Below are 12,927 nucleotides of genomic sequence, written 5' to 3' on the forward strand. Positions count from 1 at the left end.
CCACCGTCCGCGACGTTTCGTGCGCGGTGCACCTAGCATCCTGAGAATGCCTGCCGAGCCCGATCGCCTGGCGCTCGCGGCCGATTTCCCGGCCCCGACGCGCGCGCAATGGCGCGAACTCGTGGCCGGCGTGCTGGCCAAATCCGGCGTCGAGACCGACGATCCCGAGGCCGCGCTCGCCTACCGGACGTACGACGGCATCGAGATCGATCCGCTCTACACCGCCGACGACGCGCCCGAGGCCGACGGTGTTCCCGGCGCGCCGCCGTTCGTGCGCGGCGCGACGGCGCAGGGCGCGACGGTGGCCGGCTGGGACGTGTGCACGCTGCACGCCGGACGCGACGCGACCCAGGTGAACCGCGCGGTCCTCGACGATCTCGAACGCGGCGCGACCTCGACGTGGTTGGTGCTCGGCGGGGCGGGCCTGCCGGTCGACGAGCTGGGTCGCGCGCTAGACGGCGTGTACCTCGACCTCGCGCCCGTCGTGCTCGACGCCGGCGTCGACACCGCGGCAGCCGCACGTGCGTACATGGCGCTGGCTGCCGGCCGTGACGTGCCCGCCGGTGAGCTGTCCGGCTCGTTCGGGGCCGACCCGATCGGCCTGCGGGCGCGCACCGGTGCTGCGGCAGATGTCGGCTCACTCGCCGACCTCGTCACCGTGCGCGGCGACGCACCCGGGCTGCGCATCGCCACGGCCGACGGCACCGTGTTCCACGACGCCGGCGCGTCCGACGCCCAGGAGCTCGGCCTCGCGACGTCCGTCGGCGTGGCGTACCTGCGGGCGCTGGTCGATGCGGGACTGTCCGTCGACGACGCGCTCGCCGCGATCGACTTCCGCTGGGCGGTCACTGCCGAGCAGTTCCCGTCGATTGCCAAGCTGCGCGCCGCGCGACGGGTCTGGGACCGCGTCGCGGAGCTGTCCGGTGCCGCTGCCGACCGTTGCGGCCAGCGGCAGCACGCGGTGACGTCCGCGGCGATGATGACGCGCCGCGACCCGTGGGTGAACATGCTGCGCACCACGGTCGCGTGCTTCAGCGCTGCGGTCGGCGGAGCGGACGCGATCACCGTCGCACCGTTCGACTCCGCCATCGGCCAGTCCGACGACTTCGCGCGGCGCATCGCGCGCAACACGCACGCGGTGCTGCACGACGAGTCGTCGCTGGCGCGGGTGCTCGACGCCGCGGGCGGGTCGTGGTTCGTCGAGTCGCTGACCGACGAACTCGCCGACGCCGCGTGGACGGTGTTCACCGACGTCGAGAAGAACGGCGGCGTGCTCGCCCGGCTCGACGACGGCACCGTGGACACGTTCCTCGCGCCGATCCGTTCGCAGCGCCACGACGACATCGCCCACCGCCGCGCACCGATCACGGGTGTCAGCGAGTACGCCTTCGTTGCGGAGCAGCCGGTCGACCGGCCTGCGCTCGCGCAGCCCGTGTCCGGCCTGCTGCCGAGCCTTCGCTGGGCCCATCACTACGAGGTTTTCCGGGATCGTGCGGACGCCGCGCCGCAACGCCCGACGGTGTTCCTGGCCGCGCTCGGCACGCAGGCGCAGTACAGCGCGCGCTCCGGGTTCGCCACCAACCTGTTCGCTGCCGGCGGCGTCGAGACCGTCACCGGCAGCGTCGAGGACTTTGCCGCCGCGGGCACGTCCGTCGCCTGCATCTGCGGTCCGGACAAGCTCTACGCCGACCAGGCCGACGCCACCGCGCAGGCACTGCGCGACGCCGGTGCCACGTTGATCTGGCTCGCCGGCAAGCACGAGGCAGCCGGGGTGGACGGTTACCTGTCGGTCGGGTGCGACGTCTTCGACGCGCTGGGCCGGACGTTCGAGGCCCTGGGGATCGGCCGATGAGCATCCCCGACTTCGGCGTGGCCACGCTGCGCGGCGACGCAGCAGGCACTCGCGCGCCGGGTGCCGAGCCCGCTGCCCCGTGGGAAACACCCGAGGGAATCGACGTCGCCGCGCTCTATACCGCGGCAGACCTGGACGACGTCGACTTCCTCGGCACCTACCCCGGCATCAAGCCCTACCTGCGCGGGCCGTACCCGACGATGTACGTCAACCAGCCGTGGACGATCCGGCAGTACGCAGGGTTCTCCACCGCCGCCCAGTCGAACGCGTTCTACCGGCGCAACCTCGCGATGGGACAGAAGGGCCTGTCGATCGCGTTCGACCTGCCCACGCACCGCGGCTACGACAGCGACAACCCGCGCGTCGTCGGTGACGTCGGCATGGCGGGTGTCGCGATCGATTCGATCTACGACATGCGGCAGCTGTTCGACGGCATCCCGCTCGACCGCATGTCGGTGTCGATGACGATGAACGGTGCCGTGCTGCCGGTGCTCGCGCTCTACGTCGTCGCCGCCGAGGAACAGGGCGTCAAGCCCGAACAGCTGACCGGGACCATCCAGAACGACATCCTCAAGGAGTTCATGGTCCGCAACACCTACATCTACCCGCCGCAGCCGAGCATGCGGATCATCAGCGACATCTTCGAGTTCACCTCGCAGCACATGCCGCGGTTCAACTCGATCTCGATCTCCGGGTACCACATCCAGGAGGCCGGGGCGACGGCTGATCTCGAGCTCGCGTACACCCTCGCCGACGGCGTCGAGTACCTCCGCGCCGGTATTGCCGCCGGCCTCGACGTGGACGCGTTCGCGCCGCGGTTGTCGTTCTTCTGGGCCATCGGCATGAACTTCTTCATGGAGGTGGCGAAGCTTCGCGCAGCCCGGCTGCTGTGGGCGAAGCTGGTCGCACAGTTCGACCCGAAGAGCGACAAGTCGCTCTCGCTGCGTACGCATTCGCAGACGTCCGGATGGTCGCTGACCGCACAGGACGTGTTCAACAACGCGATCCGCACCTGCATCGAAGCCATGGCCGCCACCCAGGGCCACACGCAGTCGCTGCACACCAACGCGCTCGACGAGGCGCTGGCGCTGCCGTCGGAGTTCTCCGCACGCATCGCGCGTAACACCCAGCTGATGCTGCAACAGGAATCGGGCACCACACGTGTCATCGATCCGTGGGGCGGCTCGTACTACGTCGAGAAGCTGACCTACGACCTGGCGCGCCGCGCCTGGGCACACATCACCGAGGTCGAGCAGGCCGGCGGCATGGCGAAGGCGATCGACAACGGGCTGCCCAAGCTGCGCATCGAGGAGGCCGCGGCACGTACGCAGGCACGCATCGACTCCGGCCGGCAACCGGTCATCGGCGTCAACAAGTACCGCCTCGCCGAGGAGGACCTGCTCGACGTGCTGAAGGTCGACAACGTCGGAGTCCGGCGCGAGCAGAAGGACAAGCTGGACCGGCTGCGCGACGAACGCGACGCGGACGCTGTCGACTCCGCCCTGCACGCGCTGACCAGGGCCGCCGACGACAAGTCGGGCAACGTGCTCGAGCTGGCGATCGACGCGGCGCGTGCCAAGGCGACGGTCGGCGAGATCTCCGACGCGTTGGAGAAGGTCTATGGTCGGCACTCGGCGACCATCCGGACGATCTCCGGGGTGTATCGCGAGGAGGCGGGTTCCGACGTGGCTGTCATCGACCGCGCTCGCGCGGCCACCGATGCGTTCGCCGAGGCGCAGGGCCGACGGCCGCGCATCCTGATGGCCAAGATGGGCCAGGACGGGCACGACCGCGGCCAGAAGGTGCTGGCCACCGCGTTCGCCGATCTCGGCTTCGACGTGGACGTCGGGCCGCTGTTCCAGACGCCGGGCGAGGTCGCGCGGCAGGCGGTGGAGTCCGACGTGCACATCGTCGGCGTCAACTCACTGGCCGCGGGACACCTGACGCTCGTGCCGCAGCTGCGCGACGAGCTCGCCGAGCAGGGCCGCGACGACATCATGATCGTCGTCGGCGGGGTTATCCCGCCGCAGGACTTCGACGCGCTGCGCGAGGCGGGTGCCGCGGCGATCTTCCCGCCCGGCACGGTGATCGCGCAGGCCGCGCTCGAGCTGCTCGACAAGCTCACCGAGCAGCTCTCGTCGTCACCCTCCTGACCCGCCTGTTCGCTTCTTGCATGCCCGGATGACCAGAATCGAGGGCCGGAGATGGTCATCTCGGCATGCAAGAAGGTGGGCGGCGGGGGTGCGACGGCGGTGAGGGCGACGTGACGGTGGACGAGCTGGCCGACGGCGTGCGCGCCGGGCGGCGCGCGTCGATCGCGCGCGCGATCACGCTGGTCGAGTCACGCCGTGCCGACCACCGCGAGCAGGCGCAGCAACTGCTCGGCAGGCTGCTGCCCGACACCGGCGGCGCGCAGCGGGTCGGCATCAGCGGCGTGCCCGGCGTCGGCAAGTCCACGTTCATCGACCAACTCGGCGTCAACCTCATCGCCGACGGCCACCGCGTCGCGGTGCTCGCCGTCGATCCGTCGTCCGGCCGCACCGGCGGCTCGATCCTCGGCGACAAGACGCGAATGACCAGGCTCGCCGCGGACGAGCACGCCTTCGTCCGGCCGTCGCCGAGCGCGGGCACGCTCGGCGGGGTGGCGCAGGCGACTCGCGAGACCCTGCTCGTGATGGAGGCCGCGGGTTACGACGTCGTGCTCGTCGAGACGGTCGGTGTCGGCCAGTCCGAGTACGTCGTGTCCGGCATGGTCGACACGTTCCTGTTCCTGACGCTTGCGCGTACCGGCGATCAGCTGCAGGGCATGAAGCGCGGCATCCTCGAACTCGCCGACGTCATCGCGGTCAACAAGGCCGACGAGACGCATGAGAGCGAGTCCGAGCGCGCCGGCCGCGAACTGTCGGCCGCGCTGCGGTGCCTGCGCGGCAGTGACGACGACTGGCAGTCGCCGGTCGTGACGTGCAGCGGTCTGCACGACATCAACCTGGACCGGGTGTGGAAGCACGTGCAGCGGCACCGGTCGTGGCTCGACGCGCACGACGGCCTGGAGCGCAAGCGCCGCGAGCAGCTCGTCGAGTGGACGCGCGCGATGGTGCGCGACCGGCTGCTGGCGCGGCTCGACCAGCGCCCGGTCCGCGACGCGGTGCACGGCGCCGAGGCCGCGGTGCGTGCCGCGGAGCTGACTCCCGACCAGGCCGCCACGCAGATACTCGCCGCGCTGGACGTCAGCCCCTGACCTAGCTCTTGTCTCGGTGTTTAGTTTCTGTAAAGATGATCGCCGTGAATCGTCGGCGCGTCCTGAGCGCGGTTGCGGCCTGCCTGGTGCTGGCCGGCTGCGCCGTGTCGGCGAGCCGGGCCTCGGCCGCGCACCGTGATCCGAAGGTCGCGGTCGTTCGGAACGTGGTGACGTCGCAGTCCGGCGGCGAGAGTGCCGCGCAGACCGGCCGCCTGTTGCCGCAATACCAGCGGCCGTTCGCCGAGCTGATCAACGCGTTGAACTGCCCGCGGATCGACGCCGACAGCGAGTCCGGACGTTGCACGAGCCAGGACGGGACCATCGAGATCGACTTCGGCAGCTACGCCGCGCAGCTGATGAAGCGCCGCTCGGCTACGCCGAGTTGGTGGGTTTTTGTCACCGGCAAGCGCGACGGCCAGCGGTGGGTCGCCGACTGCACCTGCTCACCCAGCGCATTGGCGTCACTGGGCGGCAGGCGATTGCGGTAGCGCTCGCCTAAGCTGCTAGGCGGTGTGCCGGGAAGTCTGGTCGGCGTCGTCCGACCGCTGCCCGGAAAGGTCTGCGCCACATGCATGATCTCGCGCACTACGCAGTGGTCGTGCTGTTGTTCGCCCTTGCGCTGCTGGCGGCCATCGGCTCGCAACGTCTCGCGCAGCTCCTGCGAATCCCCGCACCGGCACTCTTCTTGATCGTCGCGGCTGCGGCCTCCGACCTCGTCCCGAGCCTCGGCGCGCTGACCGTCGTCACGAACCAGCGCATCGTCACGGTCGCGCTGGTCATGATCCTGCTCGACGGCGGCATGCACATCGGGCTGGGCCGCATCCGGCGCAATGTCGGCGCCGTCGCCTGGTTGGGCATCGCCGGCACGCTCGTCACCTCGGCGGCGCTGGCCGTCGGCGCGCATCTGATCTTCGGCTTCGACTGGCGGTCGGCACTGCTGGTGAGCGCCGCGCTCGCGCCGACCGACCCCGCAGTCGTCTTCTCCGTGCTGGGCCGGCGCGAGGTGTCCGGCCGGTCCGGCACGCTGCTCGAGGGCGAGTCGGGCGCGAACGACCCGGTGGGCATCGCCGTGATGGTCAGCCTGCTCGGCGCCGCAGGTGGCGGCTGGTCCGCTGTCGGCAGCGGTGTCGGTCAGTTCGCCCTGCAACTCGCCGTCGGCACGGTCACCGGGCTCGCGGGCGGCTGGCTGCTCCGCCTGCTGATGCGGCGCGTGACGCTGCCCAGCGACGCGCTGTACCCGGTGCAGACCGTCGCATTCGCGCTTGCCCTGTACGGCGCGACCACAGCTGTCGAGGGGTCGGGCTACCTCGCGGTGTTCCTCGCGGGCATCGTCGTCGGGGACGTCCGTGCGCCGTTCAAGCGCGAGATCGAACGGTTCAGCGGGGCTCTGGCCGGGCTGGCGGAGATCGTCGCCTTCGTCGTCCTCGGCCTGTCCGTCGACCTGGGCGCGATCGTCAGCAGCGGAGACCTCTGGGCGGGTCTGGGACTGGCCGCGCTGTTGATCGTCGTCGTGCGCCCGCTGTTCGTCGGTGCTGTGCTGTTGCCGGTGCGGCTCACCCGTGGCGAACGCGCGTTCGTGCTGTTCAGCGGGTTGAAGGGCGCGGTACCCATCCTGCTCGGCACGTATGTCCTCGCCGAACGGGCGGCACACGCCGAGCGGATCTACGACGTCATCTTCGTCGTCGTCCTCGTGTCGGTGGTCGTGCAAGGCGGCTTGGTACCCACCGTGGCCCGGCGCGCACGTGTCCCGATGCGCGAGACTCGCCCGGCCCCGTTCGCATCGGGCATGCGCTTCGAGGACGAGCCACGCGGCCAGCGCCGGTTCACGGTCGCGCCCGGCTCGCCGGCCGCCGGCAGTACGGTCGCCGCGATCGGGGTCGGCGACGGCTTCTGGATCAGCATGATCAGCCGATCGGGTGCGCTCGTGCAGGTGCGCGGCACGACCGTGCTGGAGCCCGGCGACGAAGTGCTCGCCCTCGTCGACGCGCACGACGCCGACGCGGTCGAGCGGGTGTTCCGCGGCTGACGCCGCAGTTCGGCGTCAGCCGTTGCGGCGCAGCAACTTGGCGACGAGATGATGGTGCCGGGCGGCCGCGGGGGCTTCGGCGTGCCGGCCGTCGGTGCGGCTGAACGCCTGCGCGTAGGCGAGCTTGCTGTTGGATGCGGTGAAGGGTCGAGCCTGGGAGAACATGGCCTGGATCTTTCTGTGTGGTACGGCCTGGACTCCTCAAGTGTGGCGCATGAGCGGTTGAAAGACTATTGCATTCCGATCAACTCGGAGTGAAGCTTTACTTCATGGAACTTGACCCCCGTCGGCTGATCGTCCTGCGCGCCGTGGACCGCTACGCCGGCGTCGTCGGCGCCGCTGCCGCGCTGCACGTGTCGCCGTCCGCCGTCTCGCAACAGCTGGCCGCCCTGGAACGCGAGGCGGGCGTGGTGATCATCGACCGGTCCCGGCGGGGTGGGCAGCGCGCGGTCGAGTTCACGCCGGCAGCCCGGCTGTTGATCTCGCACGCGAACGCGATCGCCGAAGAGCTCGACGCCGCGGAGGCCGAGCTCAGTGCGCTGTCCGACGCGATCACCGGCCCGGTCACCTTCGCCGCGTTCCTCACCGCCCTGCGTGGCTTCGCCGGCACCGCGATCACCGATCTTCGCCGGCAGCACCCGGCGTTGACGCTGAGCGTGCGCCAGCTCGACGACCAGTCCGCCGCGGCCGACCTGCTCGCCGGGCGCACCGATCTCGCGCTGGTCGAGGACGACGCCCACCAGCGCCGGCCGGTGCCGAAAGGACTGCGCTACCAGGCGCTCTACGACGACCCGTTCCGCGTCGTCGTGCCCGAGGACTGGGCCGAGGTCGACGACCTCGCGTTGCTCGCGGAGCGGCCGTGGATCGACGGGCCGCGCGACAGTGCCGTCGGGCAGGCGATGCGGCGCGTGCGGCACACGAGCGGCGTCAAGCTGCCCGCGGCGCACCTGTGCCACGACTTCACCGCCGCGCTGCTGCTCGTCTCGGCCGGCCTCGGCGCGACGCTCGTCCCGATGCTCGCGCTGGCGGCGTATCCCACGGGTGTGCGCGAGCTGGCGTTGCCCGGCCTCGGGGCGCGGCGCATCGGTGTGCTGTACCGGCAGTCGCGCAAGGAACCCACCCCGGCCGTGCGCACCGTCGTGGACGCCCTGCGGACCGCGGCAGTCGAGGCCTGAAGACGCCCCGATCGACCCGGCACCTCTAGGCTCGGACGATGCGCATCGACTTCACCTCGTCGCAGCGGACCAGCCTCGGCGTGGAGTGGGAACTCGAGCTCGTCGACCTGCAGACCCGCCAGCTCACCGGTGTGTCGAACGCCGTTCTCGAGGCCATCTCACCCGAGGGCGACGGCGAGCACCCGAAGGCCAAGCACGAGTTGCTGCAGTCGTGCGTCGAGGTGATCACCGGCATCTGCCAGACGGTCGAGCAGGCCAAGGCCGACCTCGCGGCCACCGTCGCGGAGGTCAGCGCGGCGGCGGCGAAGTTCGACGCCGGCCTGATGTGCAGCGGGACGCACCCGACCACGGACTGGGCGACGCAGGAGGTCACCGACAACCCGCGCTACCTGCAGCTCATCGAGCGCAACCAGTGGATGGCGCGGCAGCTGCAGATCTTCGGGGTGCACGTGCACTGCGGCATCCGGGCGCCGGAGAAGGCGATCCCGATCGTCAACGCACTGCTCGGCTACCTGCCGCACTTCCTGTCGCTGTCGGCGTCGTCGCCGTACTGGATCGGGTCGGACACCGGGCTGGCGTCGTACCGGTCGAAAATCTTCGAGGCGCTGCCGACCGCCGGACTGCCGTACCAACTGTCCGGGTGGGACGAGTTCGAGCGCTACATGGATCTGCTCGTCGCCACCCGGGCGATCGAGTCGATCCGCGAGGTGTGGTGGGACATCCGGCCGCACCCGAACTTCGGCACCGTCGAGCTGCGCATCTGCGACGGCCTGCCCTCGCTGGACGAGATCGGCTGCGTCGCCGCGCTGGCGCAGTGCCTCGTCGAACGTTTCGACCGCCAGCTCGACGACGGTTACACGCTGCCGGTGCCGCGGCCCTGGCTGGTGCGCGAGAACAAGTGGCGGGCCGCGCGGTACGGCCTCGATGCGGAGATCGTCGTGGACAACACCGGGCGGCTGCAGCCGGTCACCGAGGCCGTCACGAACCTCGTGGAGGACCTGCTGCCGACCGCACGGCGTCTGGAATGCGCGGACGAACTGGAGACGATCCCGCGGCTCATCGAGCGCGGTGCCAGCTACCAGCGGCAACGCGCCATGGCAGCGGCGCACGACGGGGCGCTCGAGCCGGTCGTCGATCAGCTGCTCGCCGAGATGCAGGACGGGCTGAAACTGTGAGCAGTGCTGCCAGACCGGACGTCTCACCGGACTTCGACGTCGTCGCGATCCGCCGCGATCTGCACGCCCATCCCGAGATCGCCTACCACGAGACGCGCACGACGGCGTTGATCGTCGACCAGCTCCGCGCCTGGGGGCTCGCGCCGCGGATCATGGCCGACGGCACCGGTGTGGTGTGCGAGATCGGCAATGCCGCCAGTGGCGAACCGGTCGTGGGCCTGCGCGCGGACATCGACGCATTGCCGCTGTCCGACGAGAAGGCGGTGCCGTACCGGTCGACGGTGGACGGCATGTGCCACGGCTGCGGGCACGACGTGCACACCGCGATCCTGCTGGCCGCGGCACGTGAGCTGGCGCTCGACCCGCCGACGAACGGTGCCTTGCGGTTGATCTTCCAACCGGCCGAGGAGACGGTGCCGGGCGGCGCGTACTACGCCACGGCAGCGGGCGTTGTGGACGGCGTCTCGCAGATCTTCGCGCTGCACTGCGACCCGCGGCTGGAGACCGGCCGGGTGGGCGTGCGGGTCGGCGCGATCACCGCGGCGTGCGACCACATCGAGGTCGTGCTGACCGGCAGCGGAGGGCACACCGCCCGCCCGCACCTGACGCAGGACGTCGTCTACGCGCTCGGCCGGTTGATCACCGACCTGCCCGGCGTGCTGTCGCGGCGCGTCGACCCGCGCGCGTCGCTGAGCCTCGTGTGGGGATCGGCGCAGGCCGGTCGCGCCGCCAACGCGATCCCCACCAGCGGCAGACTGCTCGGGACGCTGCGGGTGTTCGGCCACGATGCGTGGGAGGCCGCCGGACCGCTGGTGCGCGACCTCGTGGACGAGCTCGTCGCGCCGCTCGGCGCGCGCGCACAGGTCGACTACACCCGCGGCGTGCCGTCGGTCGTCAACGACCCGGCCGCGGTGGCGGTGCAACGGCGTGCCGTGCTCGAGGCGCTCGGCGAGGACGCGCTGGTCAGCACCGAGCAGAGCATGGGCGGCGAGGACTTCGCGTGGTACCTCGAACGCGTGCCCGGCGCGCTGGCCCGACTCGGCGTGCGTCGCCCGGGGGGTCCGGCGTTCGACCTGCACCAGGGCACTTTCGACATCGACGAGGCCGCACTCGACGTCGGGGTGCGCTACACCGTGGCGGTGGCGCGCGCCGCACTCGACGGCGCCGAGCCAACGCGCGACTAGCCTGAGCACGTGGCTCGAGGCGCGCCGTCCAACTGGCGGCGGCCGGGCGCCGGCAGCTGGCTGGCGAACTGGCTGGAGAAGCGTCAGCTGCACCCGCAGGCATTCACCGCCGGGCTGTACGACAACGGCCGCTGGCGGTTCAAGCCGAGCGCCGTCGACCCCTACCGGCCTACCGACGTCGTCACCATGCAGCACGGGGACCGCACGCTGCGGCTGCGCCCGGAGGGCGTGACGGGTGCAGGACCGCGCGAGGGACATGTCGTCGTCGCGGCACGGGACGTCGACGCCGAGCAGCACGTCCAGCTCAGCGTGCCGCTGGGCGAGGTCGGGAACTTCGGCCTGGACGTCTGAGCTACTCGCCCAACGACCGGCACTCGCGCCCGCGCAGATCGGCGACGTAGTCGTCCGGGGCGCCGGCGGCCTGGGCGGCGTCGGACATCAGCCCGATCGTGCGCGCCGAGGGCAGGCCGCCCTCGTAGCTGTCCAGGATGTAGACCCACGCGACGACCTCGTCATCGAGGGTGTTGATGCGCAGCCGAATCCGGTTGTAGAGCCCGGTGTCCGCGCCCTCCCAGTAGTCGAGCTTCGCGAGATCGGGCGGGGACACCTCGTAGAGCGCGACGAAGATCTGCGCCCGCTGGTCGGGCACCACCATCGGCAGCGCGCCGTCCCAGCCGAGATCCTCGCCGCCGAAGGTCAGCCGCCAGCCGCTCAGCCAACCCGTGCCGGCGGCGGGCGAGTGCGGACACCGTTCGAGCATCTGCTCGGGGTCCATGTTGGAGCCGTACGCCGCGTACAGCCCGCTGTCGTGCTCGCCCATATCGGGGGGAGCGTACCGACGATGCCGGCCCGGCGGCACAATCGTGTGGTGACGCGCATCGTGATCGTCGGCGGCGGCCCGGCCGGCTACGAGTCAGCGCTCGTCGCGGCGCAGCTCGGCGCCGAGGTGACCGTGCTCGACGGCGACGGCGTGGGCGGTTCCTGCGTGCTCACCGATTGCGTACCGAGCAAGACGTTGATCGCCACGAGTGACCGCGTCACCGCGTTGCGCGACGCCCCGCGGGTCGGTGTGGGCACGGCGGCCGGGGAAGTGGCCGTGGACTTCGCGGCGGTCAACAAGCGCATCAAGCTGCTGGCCCAGCAGCAGTCCGACGACATCGCGGCGCGGCTCGCGCACGAGGGCGTCGCCGTGTTGCGCGGCCACGGCCGGTTCGCTGTCGAGCAGCCGCCCCGGGCGCACCGCGTCGAGGTTCTCGACCCCGCCTCGGGCGCCGTTGTCGACATCGTCGAGGCCGACGTCGTGCTGCTCGCGACCGGAGGTACGCCACGCACGATGCCGACGGCGGTGCCGGACGGCGAGCGGATCCTGTCCTGGCGCGACGTCTATGACCTCGAGCGCGCGCCGGAGCACCTGGTGGTCATCGGCTCCGGCGTGACCGGCGCGGAGTTCGCCAGCGGCTACAGCGAGCTGGGCGTGCCGGTGACGCTGGTGTCCAGCCGTGATCACGTGCTGCCCGGCGAGGACCCGGACGCCGCGCGGGTCATCGAGGACGTCTTCACCAGCCGCGGCGGCACGCTCGTACGCCGCGCGCGCGCCGCCGCGGTGCGCCGTACCGACGACGGCGTGGTGGTCGAGCTCGTCGACGGCCGCACCGTCATCGGGTCACACACGCTGATGTGCGTCGGGTCGGTGCCGAACGTCGACGCGCTCGGCCTCGAGCACGTCGGGGTGCGGCTCACCGACCGCGGCTACATCGGTGTCGACCGTGTGTCGCGCACCAACGTGCCGTCGATCTACGCCGCCGGCGACTGCACCGGCGTGCTGCTGCTTGCGTCGGTCGCGGGCATGCAGGGGCGCATCGCCATGTGGCACGCGCTCGGTGAGGCCGTCGCCCCGCTGCGCCGCAAGACGGTGGCCGCCAACGTGTTCACGCACCCGGAGATCGCCACCGTCGGGGTCGGCTACGACGCCGTGTCGTCGGGCGCGGTGCCCGCGCGCCAGGTGACGCTGCCGCTCGCCACCAACGCCCGCGCCAAGATGCAGGGCCACGTGGACGGCTTCGTCAAGATGTACTGCCGGCCGGCCACCGGTGCGGTCATCGGCGGGGTCGTCGTCGCGCCCGACGCGTCCGAGCTGATTTACCCCATCGCGCTGGCGGTGCAGCGCGGGCTCACCGTGAACGACCTCGCCGGCACCATCGGCGTGTACCCGTCCCTGGCCGGCTCGGTGGCCGAGGCGGCGCGCCGGCTGATGCTGCACGACGATCTGGATTGAGG

The 12,927-nt window shown here is 71.2% G+C and carries 12 protein-coding genes; 10 read left to right on the forward strand and 2 right to left on the reverse strand.

Annotation, left to right across the window (positions count from 1 at the left end):
* The first annotated feature begins 46 nt into the window (after window positions 1-46).
* The 5 genes from ACFFCN_RS00365 (at window position 47) to ACFFCN_RS00385 (ending at window position 7,116) form a co-directional block, all read left to right on the forward strand.
* Window positions 47-1,852: a methylmalonyl-CoA mutase family protein gene (locus ACFFCN_RS00365; RefSeq protein WP_375488591.1), complete on the forward strand. Its 1,806-nt coding sequence runs from the start codon at window positions 47-49 to the stop codon at window positions 1,850-1,852.
* Window positions 1,849-4,005: a methylmalonyl-CoA mutase gene (gene scpA, locus ACFFCN_RS00370; RefSeq protein WP_375488593.1), complete on the forward strand. Its 2,157-nt coding sequence runs from the start codon at window positions 1,849-1,851 to the stop codon at window positions 4,003-4,005. Before ACFFCN_RS00365 ends, scpA begins: the two co-directional genes overlap by 4 nt.
* Window positions 4,006-4,070: 65 nt before the next feature.
* Window positions 4,071-5,090 carry a methylmalonyl Co-A mutase-associated GTPase MeaB gene (gene meaB, locus ACFFCN_RS00375; RefSeq protein ID WP_375488595.1) on the forward strand — a complete coding sequence of 340 codons (1,020 nt, stop codon included), beginning with the start codon at window positions 4,071-4,073 and terminating at the stop codon, window positions 5,088-5,090.
* Between the two features lie 44 nt (window positions 5,091-5,134).
* Entirely contained in the window at window positions 5,135-5,578 is a 444-nt protein-coding gene (locus ACFFCN_RS00380) for a hypothetical protein (RefSeq protein WP_375488597.1), read from the forward strand.
* Between the two features lie 80 nt (window positions 5,579-5,658).
* A complete protein-coding gene (locus ACFFCN_RS00385; RefSeq protein ID WP_375488599.1) occupies window positions 5,659-7,116 on the forward strand; it encodes a cation:proton antiporter in 1,458 nt (485 codons plus the stop codon).
* A 15-nt stretch (window positions 7,117-7,131) separates the two neighbouring features.
* Here ACFFCN_RS00385 and ACFFCN_RS00390 read toward each other — a convergent pair whose 3' ends face one another.
* Complete coding sequence (locus tag ACFFCN_RS00390; RefSeq protein WP_375488601.1) at window positions 7,132-7,281, reverse strand: hypothetical protein; 150 nt, start codon at window positions 7,279-7,281, stop codon at window positions 7,132-7,134.
* 104 nt (window positions 7,282-7,385) lie between these two features.
* On the opposite strand from ACFFCN_RS00390, the gene ACFFCN_RS00395 reads away from it, so the two are divergent.
* The 4 genes from ACFFCN_RS00395 to ACFFCN_RS00410 are packed head-to-tail and all read left to right on the forward strand — an operon-like array spanning window position 7,386 to window position 11,001.
* Window positions 7,386-8,291 carry a LysR family transcriptional regulator gene (locus ACFFCN_RS00395; RefSeq protein ID WP_375488603.1) on the forward strand — a complete coding sequence of 302 codons (906 nt, stop codon included), beginning with the start codon at window positions 7,386-7,388 and terminating at the stop codon, window positions 8,289-8,291.
* 38 nt (window positions 8,292-8,329) lie between these two features.
* A complete protein-coding gene (locus ACFFCN_RS00400; protein ID WP_375488605.1) occupies window positions 8,330-9,466 on the forward strand; it encodes a glutamate--cysteine ligase in 1,137 nt (378 codons plus the stop codon).
* Window positions 9,463-10,650 carry an amidohydrolase gene (locus tag ACFFCN_RS00405; protein ID WP_375488607.1) on the forward strand — a complete coding sequence of 396 codons (1,188 nt, stop codon included), beginning with the start codon at window positions 9,463-9,465 and terminating at the stop codon, window positions 10,648-10,650. Before ACFFCN_RS00400 ends, ACFFCN_RS00405 begins: the two co-directional genes overlap by 4 nt.
* A gap of 9 nt (window positions 10,651-10,659) precedes the next feature.
* Window positions 10,660-11,001, forward strand: coding sequence for a hypothetical protein (locus ACFFCN_RS00410; RefSeq protein WP_375488609.1), 342 nt, complete (start codon window positions 10,660-10,662; stop codon window positions 10,999-11,001).
* A gap of 1 nt (window position 11,002) precedes the next feature.
* On the opposite strand, the gene ACFFCN_RS00415 is transcribed toward ACFFCN_RS00410, so the two are convergent.
* The gene (locus tag ACFFCN_RS00415; RefSeq protein WP_375488611.1) at window positions 11,003-11,470 is read right to left on the reverse strand and encodes a gamma-glutamylcyclotransferase family protein; all 468 of its coding nucleotides are present in this window, start codon (window positions 11,468-11,470) and stop codon (window positions 11,003-11,005) included.
* Between the two features lie 48 nt (window positions 11,471-11,518).
* On the opposite strand from ACFFCN_RS00415, the gene ACFFCN_RS00420 reads away from it, so the two are divergent.
* Window positions 11,519-12,925, forward strand: coding sequence for an NAD(P)H-quinone dehydrogenase (locus tag ACFFCN_RS00420; protein WP_375488613.1), 1,407 nt, complete (start codon window positions 11,519-11,521; stop codon window positions 12,923-12,925).
* The last annotated feature ends 2 nt before the right edge of the window (window positions 12,926-12,927 follow it).

The sequence above is a fragment of the uncultured Jatrophihabitans sp. genome (assembly GCF_964246335.1).
Classification (GTDB): Bacteria; Actinomycetota; Actinomycetes; order Mycobacteriales; family Jatrophihabitantaceae; genus Jatrophihabitans.